Raw genomic sequence first — 21,229 nt, forward strand, 5'->3', positions numbered from 1 at the left:
TATTTATCTCAAGAGTTGATCTAGCAGGTTTAAGTAGTCCCCTCTATTTTTAACGAAATCCATCTCAGAAATGTCAATTATCTTCACATTGGTCTGCAGTTGTTTTTTCATAAAATCTAAATAGCCCTCATTTATCTGCGTCAAATAGTGTTCAGAAATATCCTGTTCATAAGAACGCCCTCTCTTTTTTATATTCTCGAGTAAACGATTTGTATTTTGATAGAGATAAACGTACAAATCTGGTTTTGCGATATCTCTGTACATAATGCCATGTAATTTTTTATAGAGACTAAATTCTTCTTCAGCGAGCGTTACCTGCGCAAAAATTAAAGATTTGTAACTATCATAATCTGCTATCATAAAATCTTTGAAAAGATCATATTGACCTATATCGTCCAGCAATTGTTGATAGCGGTCTGCGAGAAATGACATTTCCAGCGGAAAAGCATAGCGCGACTGGTCTTTATAGAATTTGGGTAAAAAAGGATTGTCTTTAAAACGCTCTAGAATCAATTTTGCATTAAAATCTTCAGATATCATAGTGGCCAGAGTTGTTTTGCCGGCACCTATATTTCCTTCAATAGCGATGTAGTTAAATTTATCGAGATTGTATTCAGTTTTTGGATTTTTAAGCCATTTAGATTCCTTTTGAGGTACAGCTTTGTCAACGCTAATTTTCATTAACTTCTCTATGGTCTTGTTTAAACCGGGATGTACAAAGTCTGGAACAATATCATTAAGCGGTTTTAAAACAAATTGCCGATTTTGTAAAAGAGGATGAGGTACAGTTAATGGTTTACTTTCAATAATTTCATCGCCCACAAACAAGATGTCTATGTCAATAGGTCTGTCGCTGTAAACCACACCCGATTTTGACCGCGCAGAGCGGATTCTGCCCAGCTTTTCCTCGATTTTTAGCACTTTAGAGAGGATTTTTCGTGCAGAAAGGCGAGAACTTACAAGAATGGCACAGTTTAAAAAGTCTGGACCATCATAACCCCATGCTTCAGTTTTGTAAACAGGAGAGATGCGCACAATCTGCCCCACCTCTTTAAAAATTAAATTAACGGCGTCCTGAAGGTTTTCAAATGAATTTCCCTGATTGCTTCCCAGCGATAAAAGTATGTCTTGCAAGGGTTTAATGGCGCTTAAATGTTAAAATATTTTATGAGCAATTTAAGTAAAACATCATAACAATCTCCTAATTTTGGCGACTTACAGAGTAATTAAAAAATCACTATTGGCGCAAGGAGCACGTACAGAGCGGGATGCACTTTTAGCATACAAGATTTATTTTATACTAGGAGCACTTTTTATATGTTCACTGGTGGTTTCTAACCTTATTTTTCAAAAATTCTTTTATTGGGATTTTTTCGGTATTTACCAGTTTGAAATTTCTGTAGGCATCTTACCATATCCTATAACCTTCTTGATAACAGATCTTATAAGTGAGATCTACGGTAAGAAGAAAGCAAATCAGGTGGTGACAGCGGGGATTTTTGCCTCACTTTTCTCCCTTTTGATCGTATACACCTCTGCTATTGTTCCTGCGACAGACTGGTCACCGGTAGATAACGCACTTTTTGATAAAGTATTTGGCGCTACGGTCGTGGCTGTTCTCGCCTCAATGATGGCTTACCTGTTTGCTCAATATGTTGATATACAGCTATTCCATTTCTGGAAAAAACTAACTAAAGGCAAGCATCTCTGGATACGCAATAATTTTTCAACTTTCTTAAGTCAGTTTTTAGATACATTGACGGTATTATTATTGCTCTGTTTTTTTGGCAAAATAGAATGGGAGCGTTTTGGCGCGTTATTGCTAAGTGGCTTCTTATTTAAAGTACTAATTGCAATTTGCGATACTCCATTCTTGTATGCAGGCGTTTACTATTTTAGAAAGCGATTTAATCTTGGTGTACATGAAGATTTAGGCAGAATGCAAACGTACTATCAGGTTGAAGAAAAAATATAAAAGAACTTTATGAAAAAGATATTTAAAATAATAGGAATCGTACTTCTGGTGCTCATTATTGGGATAATCGCGGCACCTTTTCTGTTTAAAAGTCAGTTAGAAAATCTGGTTAAAAAGACCATCAACAATAATGTAAATGCCACCGTTGCGTGGCAGGAGCTTGATTTGAGTCTGTTTTCCAGTTTCCCTGATGCCGCCTTAAAAATCAAAGACTTTAGCGTAATAAATAATGCCCCTTTTGCAGGTGATACGCTCGCAAGCGGTAGTGAATTACAACTGGATATGGGCATTATGCAGCTTTTTAAAAGTTCTGGTGATCCCATCCAGGTTGATGAAGTGCGGCTAAATGATGCATTTATAAATATTAAAGTAGATACGCTGGGAAATGCTAATTATGACATTGCCAAGAAAACAGAATCTCTGACCGCAAATGCTGAAACTGATCAGCCGGTTGCCGCTACAGAAGACGGCGGCGGTTTTCAGTTTGATGTTCAACATTATGAGATCAACGATTCCCGTGTAAATTATCTTGACGAAAGCACAAAAACCTTCCTAAGGCTTACTGAGGTAAACCATTCGGGAACGGGAGATTTTTCAGCAGATGTATCAACACTTGAGACTGAGACTTCTGCATTAGCTTCTTTTGACCTGGATAGTGTAAACTATTTAAACAAAAATAAGATCAAGCTTACTGCAGATATTGAGATGGATCTTAAAAATCAGAAATATACCTTTAAAGACAATGAGGCAATGATCAATCAATTGCCGCTTGTTTTTCAGGGATATGTGCAGGTGAATGAAACTAATAATGATATTGATCTTTCTTTTGAAACGCCTTCGAGCGATTTTAAGAACTTTCTGGCCGTTATTCCTGAAGAATATGCGAAAAATCTTGACGGAGTAACCACCACTGGTGATTTTCGCGTAAGCGGGATAATAAAAGGAATCGTAGATGAAACTCATATTCCTACACTTGATATTTCGGTTTCCTCAAACAACGCTTCTTTTAAATATCCCGATCTGCCCAAGGCTGTAGAGGATATCGTAATTGATGCGCAGGTAAAAAATGAAACAGGTCTTGTTGATGACACTTACCTGCGATTGGGTAATGTGACCTTTAGAATAGATCAGGATAAGTTTGCTGCAAGTGGGCGTATAGACAGATTGACTACAAATCCGTTAGTTGATATGGCCCTAAAAGGCAGGTTGAATCTGGCTAATCTTGAAAAGGCGTATCCGCTTGAATTAGATCAGGATCTTAATGGAATCCTGAATGTAGATATGACTACTAATTTTGATATGGAAAGTGTTGATAAGGAGCAATATCAAAATATAAAAAGTACGGGTATGGCAAACCTGACCAACTTTAAGTATACTTCGCCAGAATTGCCAAATGCGTTGACTTTATCTGAAGCTGCTGTAAAATTTAATACGAGTACAATCACACTTGAGAAATTGCAGGGGCAAACCGGTCAAACCGATATTTCGGCAAGCGGAAGCATACAGAATTTAATCCCCTTTTTATTGTCAAAACAGGACTTAAAGGGACGATTTTCGGTTAAATCGAATACTATTAATCTAAATGATTTTAGCGTTGCAGAAACTACCGCAACGACTACAGAAGATAATGGCGAGGTTAAAGAAAAAGAAACCGTAGTTGCAGGTAGCGATGCTATAAAAATTCCTTCTTTTCTCGATGCAGCTTTAGATTTTAGTGCAGGTAAAGTAATCTATGATAATATCACGCTTACAAATGTAAAAGGAAATATTGCCATTGCAGATGAGACCGCTACTTTAAGTAATGTCTCTTCAGATATTTTTGGTGGGAATATTGCTCTCGCCGGTAATGTAAGTACAAAGAGTGCTACGCCTACTTTTAAAATGAAACTTGATCTTAGTGCGATAGATATTGATCAATCTTTTGCAGGGCTGGATCTTTTACAAGGTATTGCGCCTATAGCGAAAGCTTTAAAAGGTAAATTAAATACAGATATAGAACTCAGCGGAAATTTAAGTGATGACCTTACGCCCGTCCTTTCTTCACTGGCTGGTAATGCTCTTGCAGAAGTGCTTACCGCGAAAGTAAATCCAGACCAGATGCCACTTTTAAATGCGCTCGATGGTAAGCTTGATTTTATCAATCTGGCAGATATTGACCTTAGTGATCTTAAAACCAAACTTAGTTTTGACAATGGGCAGGTGGCTGTTAAGCCTTTTGATTTTAAAGTTAAAGGAATAAATGTTACTGTAAGCGGAAGCCACAGTCTTGAGAATGTAATGAACTATAATCTTACTCTCGATGTACCGGCAAAATTGTTAGGAAATAAAATAGGCAGCACTTTAGCTAAACTAAGCGATACAGATCTGGATACATATACTGTAGATTTGCCCGTCTCATTAACCGGTTCTTTTAATAATCCACAGGTGGCGGTAAATACTCAGCTTGCTGTAAATAATCTAACTCAACAGATCGTTGCTACTCAAAAAGAGAAACTAAAGAATGAAGGCGCAGATAAAGTTAGAGATGCTTTAGGTGGGTTATTAGGTAAAGCAACAGGAACAAACCCTGCTGCAAAAGATTCTACAGCTGTTCAACAAAAACCTACAGATACCACAACATCTAAGAATGAAGTTAAAGATGCTGTAAAAGGGATCCTTGGAGGACTTTTAGGCGGCAAGAAGAAAAAAGTAGATACTACTAAATCTAATAATTAAAGATTTTAGATTTAGTAGCTAATCACTATAAATTCAGATCTTCTGTTTATCTGCTGCTGCTCATCTGTACAATCTACGCCGTTCACGCAGCCGTTTAAAATCTGCGTTTCACCATAACCTTTACCAGTTATGCGATCTTCAGACACGCCTTTATTTATAAGATATTGCACGGTTGCCTGTGCACGTTTTTCAGATAGGGAAAGGTTATATTCATCTCTTCCCTGGCTGTCTGTATGCGCACGCACATCAATAACAAGAGTAGGGTTACTTTCCATTACAGCAAGAACTTTGGTCAACTCAAGAGCAGCATCTCGTCTTATATTAAAACGGTCAAAATCAAAGTAAATAGGATTAAGTTTGAGTAATTTGGCAAGATCATCACCTTCTTTTATCTTCTTAATTCTGCGTTTTAGCAGGAGTTCAACGTCAATAGATCCTCCTTCAACAGGCGCAGTAACCACTTTTTCATCAGAAGTGTATTCAGATTCTTCCCCGCGTATGATATATTCTGTTCCGCAAATAGGATTCAGTGTAAAGCGACCTTCTTCATTAACATCTACTTTTTGTATCAAATTACCATCCATGTCTAGAAGAGAAACTTTAGCCGTAGGAATAGGGAACATTAGATCTTTATCTTTTACTACACCTGTAATTGCAGATCTGCATGGTTCTACTTCTACCGGTACACGTTCAAACTTAAAAAGATCATCACTGCCCATACCATAATAACGGTTTGATGAGAAATAGCCTTTATCTGTAGCATCATCTACTACAAAACTAAAGTCATCCCAAGGGCTGTTTATGCTTTCGCCTAAATTCAAGACCTGCGTGATCTTACTGCTATTGTCTCTTGCAGCTACATAAATATCAAGACCGCCCAGACCGGGACGACCGTCTGAGGAAAAATACAAATTGCCGGTTGAGCTTATAAAAGGAAAATTCTCGCGTCCTTCTGTGTTTACTAAAGTACCTAGATTTTGAGGTTCGCCATAAGTATCTTCACCCGTAATATCAACGTACCAGATGTCAGAAAGGCCAACTGTCCCCGGCATATCAGACGAGAAGTAAAGTCTGTTATTATCTGGGGTAAGTGAAGGATGAGCTACAGAATAGTCATCACTGTTAAAAGGAAGCTCTATAGGTTCACTCCAAGTATAGTCGTTTTTGAGGTGAGATTTGTAGATTTTTAGCCTTACTGTGCCGTTTTTATCTTTGCCTTTGTGCCCGTCATAATTGTTTCTGGTAAAATAAATCGTATTACCGTCATTAGTAAACGCCGGGTTAGACTCGTGGAATTTAGAGTTAAGTCCTTCCCCAAATTTGTGAACTTTTTCTAAGGCTCCTGTTGAATCAATAGTTGCTGAGTAAAAATCGAGAAATGGCTCGTTGTTCCATTTATGAATTTTAGTAGAATAGACGCCCGTGTCGCGTGCAGAAGAAAAGATCAACTGATTCTCACGCACAACGCCCCCAAAATCTGAAAAACGAGAATTCGTGCTTCTTAGATTTTTTGCAGTATATATACTTTCAATGTAACTGAGGTCTTTTAGGTAGTCTTTATTTTCTTCAAAAAGCTCACCACGTGAATCTTCACCTTTCAGTTTTCTAAAGCGTTCCATTATAGCATCAGACTCCTTGTAATCTTCTACGGCTTTTAACGTTTGTGCATACCGAAAAAGATATTCAGGTTGTATGCTGTCAGAATATTTTGTGATTAGCTCGCCATACCATTTTGCGGCATCATCATAATTTCCATTAAAGTAATAGCTATCACCTAAATTTTGAAAAAGATCTACAGATTCAAAACCTTCCTGAGCGATCTTGAGGTAGATTTTCTGAGCATCTATAAATGCGTATTGTTCAAATTTTTTATTGGCCTGTTCTATTTTATTAGACTGTGCAAATACCTGAAAAGGGAAAATAACAAAAAGGAGTAAAAACCCGGAGAGGTTATGTATTTTCATTGTAATTATGTTTGGGGTTAATTATAATCAGCATTATAATTGACGCAAATATAAACAAATTGGTTAAAGAGATGTTAATGAAAAGTTTATAAACATAGTGTTTCTATATTTTTAGAACTACTTCACATGGTAAGACAAACAATATTTATATGGATTTAAGTAAAATAATAGCAGAAAGACGATCTGTTTTTCCTGAACAATATATCAATAAGCCTATCGCTCGCGAGACGATTGAAGAATTACTAGAGGCAGCAAACTGGGCACCCACACACAAGCATACAGAACCCTGGCGTTTTAAAGTGCTGCAAGGTGAATCTATCAAAAATATGAGTGATTTTTTGACTAGTAAATACAAAGAAATCACTCCTGAAGATAAATTCTCTGAGTTTAAGCAGCGCAAATTGGCTACAAAACCCAGAATGGCAGGAGCTATTATAGCGATCTGCATGCAAGTTGATCCTAAAGGTAAATTACCAGAATGGGAAGAAGTTGCGGCAACAGCAATGGCCGTGCAGAATATGTGGTTGCTGGCAAGTCATAAAGGGCTGGGTTCTTACTGGAGTTCCCCCGATATTGTGAGTGAATTAGGTGATTTTTTCAATCTCGCTCAAGGCGAAAAATGCCTCGGTTTCTTTTATCTGGGCCATTACGAGGGAGAAAAGCCGGAAGGCAGACGTATTCCTATAGAAGAAAAAACGGTCTGGATGTAAAATAAAAAGGCTCACTAAGAGGTTGACTAAATCGACCTCTTAGTGAGCCTTTATAATTTATAAATCAGCTATTCTTGCTTATAGATCTTTCCATTTTTCATGACGAAAGTCACAGTATTCAAAAGATCTATATTTTTTAAAGGATCACCGTCTACGGCAACAATATCTGCATAATATCCGGGTGCGATCTGCCCAAGTTTATCCTGCATATCGAGAAGTTCTGCGCTGGTAATTGTAGCGGCTTCAATAGTTTCTATAGCAGGCATTCCTGCTTCTACCATATAACCAAATTCCTTTGCATTTTCACCGTGAGGGAAAACGCCGGCATCAGTGCCAAAGGCGATTTTTACTCCTTTTTTATAAGCTTTTGCGAAGGTTTTTTGCAGTTGTGGACCGATTTCTAGGGCTTTTGGGACGATAATTGCCGGATAATAACCTTCTATCATGGCTTTTTCAGCGACGTATTTTCCTGCAGAAAGAGTGGGCACATAATACGTGTCGTACTCTTTCATCAGGTCCATGGTTTCTTCGCTCATCAGCGTACCGTGCTCTATGGTCTTTACTCCGCCTCTCACTGCGCGTTGCATACCTTCATCACCATGAGCATGAGCAGCCACTTTCATACCATAATCTGCTGCTGTGGTTGTGATCGCTTTTATTTCCTCTTCAGTAAACTGGGGATTTTGCCCGTTTTTCGCTACGCTTAAAACTCCGCCGGTAGCTGTGATTTTTATCCAGTCGGCGCCATTTTTATAGCGCTGGCGCACAGCTTTTCTCGCATCGTCAACACTGTTTACAACACCTTCTTTTGGTCCCGGATCTTCCATAAGGTCTTTTCTGTACCCATTTGTAGGATCCGCATGACCACCGGTTGAAGCCAGTGCTTTTTCTGCTGTGAAAATTCGCGGCCCGTCAACCGTTCCTTTATTAATAGCATTTCGCAAAGCAACATTTACTCCGCTGCCACCCAGATCGCGCACTGTTGTAAAACCAGCCATTAATGTGCGCTTTCCTATTTCTTCAGCTTTATAAGCGACATCGGCTTCATTTAAAGTGAACTCTTCAAGATATTGATTGGGATTTGTCTCGCTCTCAATATGCACATGCATATCGATAAAGCCCGGCATTACCGTTTTGTTTTGAAGATCTATAGTTTTATCGTCTCCTGTTCCTGCTACAAAACCATCGCGAATTTCCTGAATAGAATTTCCTGAAATTATAATGGTCTTTTTAGAAAGTATTTTTCCCGTTTTTGTGTCAATTATATTACCGCATTGCAAATATGTGTTTTGTGCAATACCGCTTAAAGACAGAACAGCAAATAGAAATAGGAAAGCGATTTTTTTCATAAGTATTAGCCTAAGAATTCAAGAATTGTGCTTGTAATATACTCAATTTGTTCATTATCAAGCTCTGTATGCATAGGCAACGAAATAACTTCTTTCACTAATTGATTGGTTACCGGGAAATCTGCTTCATTATATCTTTCATCTGCGTAGGCTTTTTGCAGGTGTAACGGAATTGGATAATATACTCCGCAAGGAATTCCTTTTGCGTTTAAATGCTTAACAAGCGCATCTCTGTCTGTATTTTTCAGCCTTAACGTATATTGATGAAAAACATGACAATCACAAACATCACAAATAAGCGGAACCGTGATTTTTGGGTGGTTCTGTAAAGCAGCAGAATATTTTCTGGCAGATTCTCTTCGTGCGTCATTATAAGAATCTAGATGAGGTAATTTTGCTCTAAGCACAGCGGCCTGTATAGAATCGAGTCTTGAGTTTACACCTACAACATCGTGGTGATAACGCTCATACATACCATGATTTACGATGCCTCTAATCGTGTGCGCCAGATCATCATCATTAGTAAAAATTGCGCCACCGTCACCATAACAACCCAGATTCTTAGAAGGAAAAAATGAAGTACTTCCCACATGGCCTATGGTTCCGGTTTTAACCTGACTACCATCGCGACGTGTGTAATTTGAACCTATTGCCTGCGCATTATCTTCAATAACGAAGAGATTGTGCTCTTTGGCAATTTCCATGATGGCATCCATATCTGCAACCTGGCCAAAAAGATGCACGGGAACAATAGCTTTGGTTTTTGGAGTGATCGCTCTTTTAATAGCTTCAACGTCTATGTTAAATCCGTGTGGATTAACATCTACAAGCACGGGAGTAAGATTAAGTAATGCGATAACTTCTACAGTCGCGGCAAAGGTAAAATCTGCTGTAATCACTTCATCACCGGGTTTAAGGCCTAAGCCCATCATGGCAATTTGTAAAGCGTCTGTCCCATTTGCACAGGGTATTACGTGTTTTACACCTAAATATTCTTCTAGTTCTTTTTGAAAAGCGTGTACTTCAGGGCCGTTAATAAATGCTGTAGTTTCAATTACTTCTTGTATAGAACTGTCTACACGCTCCTTTATCAATTCATATTGACCCTTAAGGTCAACCATTTGTATTTTCTTCATGTTGCTTATTTAAGGAGAAATCGCATCGTTTTTTCAGCGTTAAGAATGCTGTGATGTGTCATTTATCGATGCGTAAATCAACCTGACGAAAGTACGAAATATCATACCTATCGCCAATGGATTTTATGAAAAGGGCTATTTTTACCGCATGGCACAAAAGTTCTATTCTCTGCTTATCGCACTGGTGAATTTTCTTCTTCCTGTAATTGCACTTTTTAGCTCTAAAATGAAACAATTTAGCTCAGGGCGAAAGGGAGTATTTGCACAGTTAAGGGCTAAAATTAAAGAGACAGATCGCGTCATCTGGTTTCACGCCGCATCTTTAGGAGAATATGAACAGGGTGTGCCGGTTATGGAAGAAGTGCGCAAGTTATATCCTACGCATAAGATCCTGCTTTCTTTTTTTTCGCCGTCAGGCTACACCATTAAAAAAGATACGCCACTTGCAGATGTTGTGGTTTATTTACCGCTGGATACAGAAAGAGCGGCTAAAGATTTCATCAAGCTCGCACACCCGGAGATTGCGTTGTTTATTAAATATGAATTCTGGCCCAATTATTTAAATGCTTTGAAAAAAAGCGGAGCGAAAACAGTGCTTATTTCGGGGGTTTTTAGGTCAAATCAACCGTTTTTTAAGTGGTACGGAAGGTGGATGCTTAAATCATTTGAAGCATTTGATCATTTTTTCGTGCAAAACGAAACCTCGTATGAGTTGGCTAAAAGTCTGGGCTTTAATAATGTGACCGTAAGCGGCGATACGCGTTTTGACAGAGTGAGTGCGCAACTTGAGCAAAATAATAAAGTTGATTTTATTGAAGAATTTGTTGATGGTCAACCGTGTTTAGTTTGCGGCAGCACCTGGCCAGAAGACGACGATTTGCTACTGGATTTTTTGAATAATTACGTGGCACATTCCGCGGTTAAGGTGATTATTGCCCCGCATCAGATCAATGAAGAAAAGATCACTTCTTTTGTTGAAAAACTGAAAGTTAAAGCAGTCAGATTTTCAAAGAAAGAGGGCGAAAATTTGGCTCTTTCCCCCGTTTTTGTGCTTGATACGGTAGGTTTTTTAGGCCGTGTGTATCAATATGCAGATGTTGCTTACATAGGCGGCGCGGCAGGAACAACAGGTTTACATAATATTCTGGAACCGGCGACTTTTGGCCTCCCAATAATCACAGGAACAAACATCACAAAATTCCCGGAAGCTGTTCGTTTAAGGCAACTGGCAGGTTTATACACAGTAAATTCTGCTGAAGAAGCTAATGACTTATTGGTGAAATTTTTTGAGAATAAAGATTTTAGAGAAAAAGCAGGTATGATTTCCGGTCACTTTGTACAAAACAATACCGGCGCTACCAGAATCATAAACAAATATCTACAGAATCATACCGTCACTGCCTGATTGAGATACCGTCTAAAAGGCAGCATTTCTTTATAGATAGCGATGACTTTTTCATCAAAATCTGGTTTCATGATTTCTGCTCTGGTTAAATTAGCTTGCACAGCAAAAGTCTTTTTGCGAAGTAAGTCTATAAATCTGTGATCTGCAGGAAAACCTTTTGGTGAGGTTTTTAAGCTGTCACCATCATCTATAAGCTCAAATACACCTTTGAAACTTTTCTTATCTAAAATTGCCAATAGATCCTCACCATTATAATCAAGCGCCTGGCGTATGCTTTTTACAATTGCAGCTTTTGGCTTATAATATCCTCCGGCGATAAAATTCTCTTTTCCAATCTGTATATAAAAGTCACCTTGTTTTGAAACCTGATCAAGCCCGGCGCCAAAATGATCTTTATAAGTTGGTCTGTCTGGGTGAAAAAGTAAATTATTGTTTATGCGATTTATGGCTTTCTTACCGGGAGTGTGTGTATAGTCGGGATCAATTTTAGCGAGTTTTGCATCCATAGTTTCTAGCCAGTCAATATAAGAATCACGAATTTTAAAATAACACTTGCGGTTTTCGTCCATCCACTCCTTATTATTATTTCGCTGTAAAGCATCTATAAACTTGAATAATTCTTTAAAATCCATTTTGTATTATTTGCAATTAAATTTAAAAAAGCCTTTAATTTTTGAGGTTTGTTAACGTATTCTTTACATTATTTGGGAATACTTTAGAAATCTAATATCCTTTTGTATGTGTTATGCGGTTACATTTGTCGTTTAACAATTTAATATTATGAAAAAAATAGTTGTATTATTTGCTTTAACGGCATTAACTGCGGGCTTAACAAGCTGCAGAGAAACACACAAAGAAACAGTGGTTAAAGAAGTAGAAGTTGACTCTACAGATGACTCTGGAATTATGGAACGTGCAGGTGCAGAAGTAGATAAACAAGTAAATGAAGAAATTGATAAAATAGGTGACGATAACTAAAAATCGGTCAAAAACCCTTAAAAATCGCTTAATATAAAAGCAAATTAGAAGAGTATAAAATAGAAGGCAATAAACCTTCTAAATGCTTTAATTAAAATCTGAAATTATGAAAAGATTAGCTCAGGCTGTATTTATGGCCGCATTAATGACTTTTTCTCTTACTTCTTGTAGAGAACAAACCGAAAAGGAAAAAGTAATTGAAGATATGAAAGATGATGGTGCTTCTATGGAAGTAAAGGACGGCGGAGATAAGATCAAAATGAAAACCGACGAGAAAGAAGTGAAGATCAAAACTGACGACGACGGTGATACCAAGATCAAGACAGACGATAATAACTAATAAATTATCCCTTTAGCAAAAATCCATCTTGTGAATAACAAGGTGGATTTTTTATTTTAGCCCACGCACCTGGCTCTTTAATTCTTCCATAGATTGTTGAAGTTCTCTAAGTAAAGTGCTCTCAGAAGGTGCATCAAGATGAAAGGTGAGTTTGCTATTTACCTGCCAGATTTCCTGAATGTCACTCACATTGATCTCAAAAGGTATATATTCCTGATTAAGTGAGATCAACAAAACCTTAGAAGGATCTGGCAACTTCTGTAATTTTTTCACAACCACAGAGTCTGGCATAACGACGACATACACTTTATTATTGCTAGCTTCATCCATACTGGTGATCGCTTTGCCTAAAACCCAATCTTCAGGCTGAAAATTAGGCAACATACTATCACCTTCTATTTGAAAACCGCGATAAGTAGCATTGCGATATTGCGGCAGCGGAAGATCAAAAGCAGGAAGTTGTTGATACCAGTCTATATCCTGAATATTGTGAGGATAACCGGCCGCAGCTTTTTGATTTACAAGAACCAGATTCTCATTGTCTGAAGGATCTACGGTCACCACTTTAGGGCTCACATCACCTTTGCCGGCATTTAAATATTTTTGATTGCTAAAACCATATAACCACAAAGGATTTACGTTGTAAAGACGCAGCAATTCTGTAACGATTTGCCCTGATAATTTAGTTCTCCCGCGTTCTATATCTGCAGTAGAATTTTTAATTCCCAAAGCCTGAGCAAACTCGGTTTGCGTTAAATTTTGCTCCTCACGTATAAGCTTAAACCGCCTAACATCGCTGGTTATATCATTAATTCCCATACCGTAAATATACTAATTTAAGGAAAATGTCCAATTTATTTTTTGGAATAAATCCTATTATTAGGAATAATTCTTTAAATTTGTAAAAATTCCTAATTGCTATGGATTTTGAACGCATTCGCGAAAAGCTAACTATTCTCGCAGATGCTGCTAAATATGATGTTTCATGTAGCAGCAGCGGCAGCAATAGAAAGAACACAAATAAAGGGTTGGGTGATAGTAGTGGTATGGGTATTTGCCACAGTTATGCAGAAGATGGCAGATGTATCTCATTGCTAAAGATTTTACTTACTAATCATTGCATTTATGATTGTGCCTACTGTGTGAGCAGAAAAAGCAATGATATTAAAAGGGCAGCTTTTAAAATTCAGGAAGTTGTAGATCTCACCATTAATTTTTACAGGCGTAATTATATTGAGGGCCTTTTTTTAAGCAGCGGTATATTTCACAATCCAGATTATACAATGGAGCGGTTAATAGCTGTCGCGAAAAAGCTCCGTCTTGAGGAAAATTTTAATGGTTATATACATTTAAAATCAATTCCCGGCGCAAGTGATGAGCTCATGCGAGAGGCAGGATTGTATGCAGACAGACTTTCTGTTAATATAGAGGTCCCTACAATTTCAGGATTAAAACTTCTGGCACCTGAAAAAGATCATAAAGATTTTATCAAGCCTATGGAGAAGGTTAAAAATGAGATCATACAATACAACTCAGAAAAAAAACTTCTCAAAACTGTAGCTAAATATGCACCAGCCGGTCAAAGTACACAAATGATTGTGGGCGCAACAGGAGAAAGTGATAAAGACGTTATGTATTCTGCGGTGCATTATTATGCCAAGTATAATATGAAACGTGTTTATTATTCAGGTTATGTTCCTGTGCTTGAAGACAAAAGATTGCCGGCTTTAGGAACGGCGGTGCCAATGTTGAGGGAGAACAGATTGTATCAAACTGACTGGCTTTTGCGCTTCTACGGTTTTGATGTACGAGAATTACTTAACAACAATCATCCTAATCTGGATGTAGATGTAGACCCTAAACTGAGTTGGGCGCTGCGCAATCTTGATCAATTTCCTATTGACATTAATAAGGCCGAAAAACGTATGCTGGCGAGAATCCCCGGGCTGGGTATGAAATCTGTAAATAAAATTATTCAGGCGCGTAGATATAGAAAGCTCAACCTTGAAAATTTAAAAGCTATAGGCGTGGCTTTTAATAGGGCCAAATATTTCATGATCTGCGATAGTAGAGATTGGGAGAAGCGGGATCTAACTGCAGAAAAAATCAAAAGTATGATATTGCAAAACTCACAAAGCAAGTATCAGAAGTTATATAATAGCCAGCTTAGTCTTTTTTAAGTGCAACATCAACTGGCATACGACGGCAGCTTTGATGGTTTTCTCACAGCTGTTTTTACAGTTTATGAAGAGAAATTATCTCCGGTTTCCATCACTTCTTATGAAAAATTTCAAGAAGGGCTTTTTGAAGAAAAGCTTATAATTTATACAGATGAAGCAAAGGCGAATCGCGTTTGGAAAAGATTAAAAACCTTCCACAATTTTAGCACGCAGGTTTATTGGTCATTCTTAAGTGAAACAGATGGCAATGAACTCGTACTTTTAAAAGCGATAGAATATGTTCTGGCTACAGGAAATGCCGGGGACTATGGTCATGAAATGATCTTACAAACAGCCCAGCTTACAAAAATGGTGGGGCGCGAGAAGCACCGTATGGAAGCTTTTGTAAGATTTAAACTCACAAGCGATCAAATCTATTTTGCACAAATTGAACCCGATTTTGATGTTTTGCCACTTATAAGTTCTCACTTTAAAAACAGATATGCAGACCAAAAATGGATAATCTACGATCTTAAACGCAGCTACGGTTTGTACTACGATCTAAAGGGCGTAGAAATGATTAAAATTGAGTTTTCTGATAATCAGTCTGAAAATGCGATTTTCGCACAAGAAGAGGCGATTTTTGATATATTATGGAGGGATTACTTTAAAAGCACTACAATATCTTCAAGAATAAATATGAAACTGCACATAAGGCATATACCTAAGCGATATTGGAAATATTTAAATGAAAAATCACCTAGGTAATGGTAAATTATATAATTTAGCACCTTAATAACACTAATTAAAATTCAATTACGATGAAAAAATTTGTTTACAGTGCAATGGCTCTTATGTTAATGGTATCAGTTTCTGCTTGTCGCGAAACAACTCAGGAAAAAGCTGAAGATTCTATGGAATCTACTGCTGATGATATGGGTGATGCTATGGATGATGCAGGAGATGCTATCGAAGACGCTGCAGAAGATACTGGTGATGCTGTTGATCATGCTGCAGATGAAGTTCAAGACGAAGTTGAAGGTAACGACGATATGTAATATCAGTTAACCTGAAAAACAAAGGGCTTGCAATTTTGCAAGCCCTTTTTAATATATATGCTTTGTATTCTTATTCTACAGTCGCGCTGCTAACGATTGCTTCGCGATTGATTTTCTTAACAAGACCTTGTAAAACCTTGCCGGGACCTACTTCTATAAAATCAGTAGCTCCATCTGCGATCATATTTTGAACACTTTGCGTCCATTTTACCGGTGCGGTAAGTTGAAATAACAAATTTTCTTTAATTTCTGAAGGATCTGTAACTGCAAAAGTGCTTACATTTTGATAAACGGGACATAGAGGTTCATTAAAAGTAGTACTCTCAATAGCTGCTGCGAGTTCTTCGCGCGCTGGTTCCATTAGTGGCGAATGAAAAGCACCACCCACCGGTAGTATTAAAGCGCGTTTTGCGCCGCGTTCTTTTAAACGTTCACAGGCTTCTTCTACGGCTTTAATTTCGCCAGAAATAATTAATTGCCCGGGACAGTTATAATTTGCTGCCACCACGGTTCCTTCAACATCTGCACAAACAGACTCCACAATTTCATCTTCAAGACCCAATACGGCTGCCATAGTAGATGGCTCAAGATCGCAAGCTTTTTGCATAGCCTGAGCGCGCTGAGAAACTAGCTTAAGACCAGCTTCAAAATCAAGAACACCATTTGCAACAAGTGCAGAAAATTCGCCTAAAGAATGTCCTGCAACCATTGCTGGTTTTACATTTCCTAATGATTTATATAAAGCTACCGAGTGTAAAAAGATAGCTGGTTGAGTGACTTTTGTTTCTTTAAGTTCTTCTGCAGAACCGTCAAACATTGTCTTTGCGATGTTGAAACCTAGTATTTCATTTGCTTTTTCAAAAATTGCTCTGGCATCTGCAGATGTATCATATACATCTTTGCCCATTCCTGAAAATTGTGCTCCCTGACCGGGAAAAATATACGCTTTCATATTAATTTGATTAGTCTGCAAAATTAAGCATATACTTAAAGTCTACGAATTTTATCAGATGTAATTCAGGATTTGACATTTTTTTGAGCTTTTAAAATTAAAATATTAAATCCTGAATTATTTAAATCTGCTGTATATACTAGACTTTTAACTCGCCTTGTTCGCCTATATCTGGCTGGTTTCCGGTTATTGCACCTACACCCATTTTAAATAAAGTGACTGATTTATTGTTTTTTGTGTCCCAATAAAAAGCGTCTGAAGGAACAAATTTTAAGGCAGATAGATTAGGATCATCTACGCCATCAAACCAGTTATCATCAGTTTTACCGTAAAGTTCTTCCAGAATTGCTTTGTCAGAAATTATTTTTACGTTGCCATAAACACTTAGAAATTCCATTGAGCCGGGATCAGAATAAAAAAGTTGAGCAGCGTCATCTTTTGCGATATCTGTATTATGATCGCTGTTTTTGCCACTTAAAAACCAGATATTGCCATCTTCATCAACCTTTTTTGTACTCATGGGTATAGCGCTAATAGGTTTTGTGCCAAGAGCTGTGGCGAGCATAGCAAAATCTATATCTTCTGCTAGATTCTTAATTTTTTTCTTTGCTTCGTCGTTGTATAAGTTTTTTGTACTCATCTTTTTCTTTTAAAGATAGAGAGATAGGAAGTGGTAAGAAGCCAAAGCTTTACTAATTCTATTTAGGTAAAGTGTAAAGTTTGTTAAACTAGCTGTATTGTTTAATGATTGCTTTCGCGGAAGCGTAATAATGCCCGCCAAAAAGGTTGACGTGAACCAGAATGTGATAGAGTTGCCATAGCTTAAGTCTGTCTTCCCATCCTTTAATTAATGGAAAATCCTCATTATAAGTTTGAAAGAGGCGTGAGTCAAAGCCACCAAAAAGATGCATAACCGCAATATCAATTTCTCGCGGAGCATAAGCAACAGCAGGATCTATAAGGCAGGGAAGACCGTTATTGTTTACCATGAAATTGCCAGCCCAAAGATCACCGTGGGTCAGGGAAGGCGCTTCATGAGGAATTTGGGTCGCTATAGATTTATAAAAAGCATCCAGATTTTTGAAATTGTAACCATTATCTATAGCCAGTTTAAATTGAGGTTCTAGGCGCTGCTCTATATAGAATTGCCCGGCAGATTGTGAGCTGTTGTTAATCTGCTTTAAACTACCTATATAATTGTCTTCATTAAGTCCAAAATTATCGGCAGTTTTGCGGTGTAAATCGGCCATTTGATGCCCAAAATCGGTCCAAAAAGAAGGTTTTTTTGCTACAGAATCAATGTATTCCAGAATTAAGTAAGATGTGTTTTTAAAATCGCCTACCGCAATAATTGCCGGGATATGGATAGCTTTCGCGGAAGCAAGTAATTTGAGCCCGTTGCTTTCTTTCAAGAACATTTTAGGGAATTTGTTCTTGTCATTTATTTTGATAACGTATTTGCCGCTCTTACAATGTAGTAAATAAACATCATTAATATCGCCGCCAGATAATGGCTTGTGGGTGTTTACTACAAGATCGTGTTTTGTGCCAAGGTGATTAAGCAGATCTACGTCTGGCATAAGTTAGGTATGTGAAAGAATATTTGTGCTTTTCATCTTTAGGGTGAAATTCTTCTTTGATGAGTTCCCAATCTTTTTCATCAATTTCAGGAAAGAAAGTGTCTGCTTCAAAATTACCATGAACACGTGTGAGTTCTATATGCATGGATTTTTGCATTGCCATCGCATAAATCTCGCCACCGCCTATAATGTAGGTGTTGTCATCATCATGAGCGTAAGAAAGTGCGTCATCAAGACTGTTTACGACAATAGCACCCGTTGCTTTATAATTCTCCTGCCGGGTGATAATAATATGAGTTCTATGGGGTAAAAGTTTTGGGAAAGTCTCAAAGGTTTTTCTTCCCATCACAATATGGTGACCCGTTGTGAGCGCTTTAAATCTTTTAAAATCATCGGGCAGATGCCAAACGAGGTCGCTGTCTTTACCTAATGCATTATTCTCTGCTGCTGCAGCTATTAGTGTAACTTTAGGAGACATTAAGAGTTTAGAGGTTGATTGGGTTTTATAAACGGGCTTTTTTTTTCGGGCAGGGGTTGTTGCTTGTCTACCTCTGTTTGTAGTTGTGCAATTTTTCGCTTTTGCTTGTCAACAAGTTTTTCGAGCTGATCGTGCTCCCATTTTTTATTCATAAAACTGCTGAAGAGGACAACATTGAGCAGGTGAATTAGAAAAATAAAAAACCAAATAAGTATCGCCCATACAAACCAATCTACATTTAATGGTCTAAAATCTTTACCAAAATCAAGAAGCAGATTAACAATGATAAGTAAAACCGCACCGGCCAGAAATACAATAAAGTGGCGAAAAAGATTTTTCTTCTGCTTTATCCTAACCTGAGCATTCTCTATAAGCTCTCTTTGTTCGGGATCAATTTTTGAAGTCTCTTTTTTACTTGAAAACATCTGTTCTTATCATTTAGTTGACCTATTTTTAAGCCTCTAGTGGGCTTTTGCAATTTAGCAGCATTAAAATTTAAAACTTTAACGTTACTATTTCTAACCAAAGTTACGTTAATTAAACACTTTTCTTTCTAATGAAAAACTTAAAAAAAGAATTTCCGGTCACTTCTCAATATATTCATCTTAATACGGCAGGCTCTGGTCTCATGTCTGAAACTGTGCTTGATTTTAGACAGGAACATGATCTGGATTATCTAATACAAGGGAGTATTTTAAAAGATAAGCAAGGTGCTTTTTTAGCTAAAGTTCGTGAAACGGTAGGTCATTTTTTTCATTGTGAGAGTGAAAATGTGGCTCTTGTGCCCAATTTTTCTTTAGGTCTCAACATTCTGTTAGAGGGACTTCCTGAAAAGTCAAAAATTCTACTTCTTAAAGATGACTATCCTTCAATAAACTGGCCCGTTACATCGCGCGATTTTGAGGTTGTTTTTGCCGATATTGATGCCAATCTGGAGGATAATATCCTACAGCAGGTAGAAAATGAGAAGCCTGATGTGTTATGTTTAAGTCTTGTGCAATACATAAATGGGATCATGATCGATCTAAATTTTATAAAAGAGCTTAAAGCGAAATTTCCCCAATTACTAATCATTGCAGATGGGACGCAATTCTGCGGAGTTTCAGATTTTAATTTTGCAACTTCAGGAATTGACGTTTTAGGAGCAAGTGCTTATAAATGGCTTAACGCTGGTTATGGCAACGGTTTTTTTCTTTTTAAAGAATCTGTAAAAGATTTAGTTAAACCAAGATCGATTGGTTTTAATTCGTGGGGCACAAAATATAAAGAGGAACAAAGTTTCATTGGTAAATTTGAGCCGGGACACCTGGATACCTTGGCTTTTGGCACATTGTCTGTCGCTATTGGTCTAATAAAATCGGTGGGAATACAAAATATTGAGACGCAGGTTAAACATCTAAAGAGCAAAGCTAAAGAAGAATTTTCGGCAAGAGATCTTTTACAATCACAGGTTAAGAATCGTACAATTCATTCTTCAATTTTTAATATAACAGGAGATGAGAAGCTCTTTAATAAGTTAAGAGAACATAAAATTATATGTTCTAAAAGAGGAGCGGGAATTCGCATAAGTTTCCATTATTTTAATACTGAAGATGATTTTAATGCCTTACTGAAGATAATTTAGCATTATGCTTTATTAATTGTAATAAATATTTTATGCTAAATAATAAGAATATGTGTTTATATATCGTTTTCGCATTTAGCTTTTGTCTTCTCAAGTACTAAAAAAATTCACTTTTCGAAAAAATAAATGTAATGCGCTGATTTGTTGGATATTAATAAATTGGGTTATTACATTTGACGCGGTGAATAAAAAATAATTTAAAATGGCTATTACAAAACAATATTTAAAAGCTAAACCTCTTTGCAAAGTCACTTTTGCTGTACCTGCAAAAGGTGCAGAAAAAGTTGCTGTGGCGGGAGAGTTTAATAACTGGCAGGAAACTGAACTAAAAAAACAGAAAAACGGCGTCTTTAAGCTAGCAGTAAATCTGCCAATCGAGACCTCTTACGCTTTTCGTTATGTTGTAGATGGTGAGTGGACAAACGATCAGGAAGCAGACCGCTCTCAGTGGAGTGATTTTGCTGCTGCAGAAAACAGCATAATAGATCTATAGAAAAAGAAATGTTAGGTAAGATCGTCAAGGTTACTCTGTGACCTTGACGCCTTTCCAAAAAGCTATATAATTCTCTATATTTTTTGCTTTCTCGCTAGCGCTGGGATAATACCAGGCAGCGTCTTCCAGCTGCTCATCATTTACTTTTATTGAGTAATAGCTGGCCTCACCTTTCCAGGGGCATGTTGTGTGCGTGTCACTCTTAACCAGATATTGCTGGTCTACTGCATTGGGCGGGAAATAGTGATTACTCTCAACTACGATAGTATTGTCACTTTCTGCTATAACTTTGTCTTTCCAGATCGCTTTCATA

At 37.5% G+C, this 21,229-nt stretch carries 23 protein-coding genes; 11 read left to right on the forward strand and 12 right to left on the reverse strand.

All coding sequences use genetic code 11. The features are described from left to right. Positions 1-3: 3 nt before the first annotated feature. The gene (gene folK, locus ACH3PA_RS08720) at positions 4-1,134 is read right to left on the reverse strand and encodes a 2-amino-4-hydroxy-6-hydroxymethyldihydropteridine diphosphokinase (protein ID WP_416445126.1); all 1,131 of its coding nucleotides are present in this window, start codon (positions 1,132-1,134) and stop codon (positions 4-6) included. 106 nt (positions 1,135-1,240) lie between these two features. Between folK and ACH3PA_RS08725 the strand changes: the two genes are divergently transcribed. Then, positions 1,241-1,975: a queuosine precursor transporter gene (locus ACH3PA_RS08725; protein WP_416448515.1), complete on the forward strand. Its 735-nt coding sequence runs from the start codon at positions 1,241-1,243 to the stop codon at positions 1,973-1,975. 9 nt (positions 1,976-1,984) lie between these two features. Beyond that, on the forward strand, positions 1,985-4,690 hold the full coding sequence (locus ACH3PA_RS08730) for an AsmA-like C-terminal region-containing protein (protein ID WP_416448516.1): 2,706 nt from the start codon (positions 1,985-1,987) through the stop codon (positions 4,688-4,690). Between the two features lie 11 nt (positions 4,691-4,701). On the opposite strand, the gene ACH3PA_RS08735 is transcribed toward ACH3PA_RS08730, so the two are convergent. Next, entirely contained in the window at positions 4,702-6,654 is a 1,953-nt protein-coding gene (locus tag ACH3PA_RS08735) for an OmpA family protein (RefSeq protein WP_416448517.1), read from the reverse strand. Between the two features lie 149 nt (positions 6,655-6,803). Between ACH3PA_RS08735 and ACH3PA_RS08740 the strand changes: the two genes are divergently transcribed. Further along, positions 6,804-7,364 carry a nitroreductase gene (locus ACH3PA_RS08740; RefSeq protein WP_416445118.1) on the forward strand — a complete coding sequence of 187 codons (561 nt, stop codon included), beginning with the start codon at positions 6,804-6,806 and terminating at the stop codon, positions 7,362-7,364. A gap of 68 nt (positions 7,365-7,432) precedes the next feature. Here ACH3PA_RS08740 and ACH3PA_RS08745 read toward each other — a convergent pair whose 3' ends face one another. Together ACH3PA_RS08745 and ACH3PA_RS08750 are read right to left on the reverse strand one after the other, a co-directional pair. Next, on the reverse strand, positions 7,433-8,713 hold the full coding sequence (locus tag ACH3PA_RS08745) for an amidohydrolase family protein (RefSeq protein WP_416445116.1): 1,281 nt from the start codon (positions 8,711-8,713) through the stop codon (positions 7,433-7,435). 5 nt (positions 8,714-8,718) lie between these two features. Next, positions 8,719-9,849 carry a DegT/DnrJ/EryC1/StrS family aminotransferase gene (locus ACH3PA_RS08750; RefSeq protein WP_416448518.1) on the reverse strand — a complete coding sequence of 377 codons (1,131 nt, stop codon included), beginning with the start codon at positions 9,847-9,849 and terminating at the stop codon, positions 8,719-8,721. Between the two features lie 148 nt (positions 9,850-9,997). On the opposite strand from ACH3PA_RS08750, the gene ACH3PA_RS08755 reads away from it, so the two are divergent. After that, positions 9,998-11,254 (forward strand): 3-deoxy-D-manno-octulosonic acid transferase, encoded by a 1,257-nt coding sequence (locus ACH3PA_RS08755; protein WP_416448519.1) that lies wholly within the window; start codon positions 9,998-10,000, stop codon positions 11,252-11,254. Here ACH3PA_RS08755 and ACH3PA_RS08760 read toward each other — a convergent pair. Beyond that, complete coding sequence (locus ACH3PA_RS08760; RefSeq protein WP_416448520.1) at positions 11,236-11,886, reverse strand: DUF2461 domain-containing protein; 651 nt, start codon at positions 11,884-11,886, stop codon at positions 11,236-11,238. The two genes, ACH3PA_RS08755 and ACH3PA_RS08760, sit on opposite strands and share 19 nt — an antisense overlap. Before the next feature lie 148 nt (positions 11,887-12,034). Here ACH3PA_RS08760 and ACH3PA_RS08765 point away from each other — a divergent pair, with 148 nt between their 5' ends. Further along, positions 12,035-12,232, forward strand: coding sequence for a hypothetical protein (locus ACH3PA_RS08765; RefSeq protein WP_416448521.1), 198 nt, complete (start codon positions 12,035-12,037; stop codon positions 12,230-12,232). A gap of 106 nt (positions 12,233-12,338) precedes the next feature. Beyond that, positions 12,339-12,572 carry a hypothetical protein gene (locus ACH3PA_RS08770; RefSeq protein ID WP_416445106.1) on the forward strand — a complete coding sequence of 78 codons (234 nt, stop codon included), beginning with the start codon at positions 12,339-12,341 and terminating at the stop codon, positions 12,570-12,572. 51 nt (positions 12,573-12,623) lie between these two features. On the opposite strand, the gene ACH3PA_RS08775 is transcribed toward ACH3PA_RS08770, so the two are convergent. Further along, positions 12,624-13,391, reverse strand: a complete 768-nt coding sequence (locus ACH3PA_RS08775; protein WP_416445104.1) for a LexA family transcriptional regulator — start codon at positions 13,389-13,391, stop codon at positions 12,624-12,626. 101 nt (positions 13,392-13,492) lie between these two features. Here ACH3PA_RS08775 and ACH3PA_RS08780 point away from each other — a divergent pair, with 101 nt between their 5' ends. Genes ACH3PA_RS08780 through ACH3PA_RS08790 form a run of 3 tightly spaced genes read left to right on the forward strand, consistent with a single transcriptional unit; the run spans position 13,493 to position 15,789 of the window. Further along, positions 13,493-14,752, forward strand: coding sequence for a putative DNA modification/repair radical SAM protein (locus ACH3PA_RS08780; protein ID WP_416448522.1), 1,260 nt, complete (start codon positions 13,493-13,495; stop codon positions 14,750-14,752). Continuing rightward, entirely contained in the window at positions 14,753-15,499 is a 747-nt protein-coding gene (locus ACH3PA_RS08785; protein WP_416448523.1) for a TIGR03915 family putative DNA repair protein, read from the forward strand. Between the two features lie 53 nt (positions 15,500-15,552). Next, the gene (locus ACH3PA_RS08790; protein ID WP_416445098.1) at positions 15,553-15,789 is read left to right on the forward strand and encodes a hypothetical protein; all 237 of its coding nucleotides are present in this window, start codon (positions 15,553-15,555) and stop codon (positions 15,787-15,789) included. 70 nt (positions 15,790-15,859) lie between these two features. Here ACH3PA_RS08790 and fabD read toward each other — a convergent pair whose 3' ends face one another. The 5 genes from fabD to ACH3PA_RS08815 form a co-directional block, all read right to left on the reverse strand. Then, positions 15,860-16,741: an ACP S-malonyltransferase gene (fabD, locus tag ACH3PA_RS08795; RefSeq protein ID WP_416448524.1), complete on the reverse strand. Its 882-nt coding sequence runs from the start codon at positions 16,739-16,741 to the stop codon at positions 15,860-15,862. Between the two features lie 139 nt (positions 16,742-16,880). Further along, positions 16,881-17,381, reverse strand: a complete 501-nt coding sequence (locus ACH3PA_RS08800; RefSeq protein WP_416448525.1) for a pyridoxamine 5'-phosphate oxidase family protein — start codon at positions 17,379-17,381, stop codon at positions 16,881-16,883. 88 nt (positions 17,382-17,469) lie between these two features. Further along, positions 17,470-18,321: a fructosamine kinase family protein gene (locus tag ACH3PA_RS08805; RefSeq protein ID WP_416448526.1), complete on the reverse strand. Its 852-nt coding sequence runs from the start codon at positions 18,319-18,321 to the stop codon at positions 17,470-17,472. Beyond that, on the reverse strand, positions 18,299-18,799 hold the full coding sequence (locus ACH3PA_RS08810; RefSeq protein ID WP_416448527.1) for a dihydrofolate reductase: 501 nt from the start codon (positions 18,797-18,799) through the stop codon (positions 18,299-18,301). The genes ACH3PA_RS08805 and ACH3PA_RS08810 overlap by 23 nt, the downstream gene beginning before the upstream one ends. Continuing rightward, positions 18,799-19,224 carry a 2TM domain-containing protein gene (locus tag ACH3PA_RS08815; protein WP_416448528.1) on the reverse strand — a complete coding sequence of 142 codons (426 nt, stop codon included), beginning with the start codon at positions 19,222-19,224 and terminating at the stop codon, positions 18,799-18,801. Before ACH3PA_RS08815 ends, ACH3PA_RS08810 begins: the two co-directional genes overlap by 1 nt. A gap of 131 nt (positions 19,225-19,355) precedes the next feature. Between ACH3PA_RS08815 and ACH3PA_RS08820 the strand changes: the two genes are divergently transcribed. Both ACH3PA_RS08820 and ACH3PA_RS08825 read left to right on the forward strand, forming a co-directional pair. Then, positions 19,356-20,423, forward strand: coding sequence for an aminotransferase class V-fold PLP-dependent enzyme (locus ACH3PA_RS08820; RefSeq protein ID WP_416448529.1), 1,068 nt, complete (start codon positions 19,356-19,358; stop codon positions 20,421-20,423). A gap of 202 nt (positions 20,424-20,625) precedes the next feature. Next, positions 20,626-20,916, forward strand: a complete 291-nt coding sequence (locus ACH3PA_RS08825; protein ID WP_416448530.1) for an isoamylase early set domain-containing protein — start codon at positions 20,626-20,628, stop codon at positions 20,914-20,916. 30 nt (positions 20,917-20,946) lie between these two features. Here ACH3PA_RS08825 and ACH3PA_RS08830 read toward each other — a convergent pair whose 3' ends face one another. Further along, complete coding sequence (locus ACH3PA_RS08830) at positions 20,947-21,228, reverse strand: DUF427 domain-containing protein (protein WP_416448531.1); 282 nt, start codon at positions 21,226-21,228, stop codon at positions 20,947-20,949. Position 21,229 lies beyond the last annotated feature (1 nt).

The sequence above is a fragment of the Leeuwenhoekiella sp. A2 genome, assembly GCF_047946655.1.
Taxonomy (GTDB): domain Bacteria; phylum Bacteroidota; class Bacteroidia; order Flavobacteriales; family Flavobacteriaceae; genus Leeuwenhoekiella.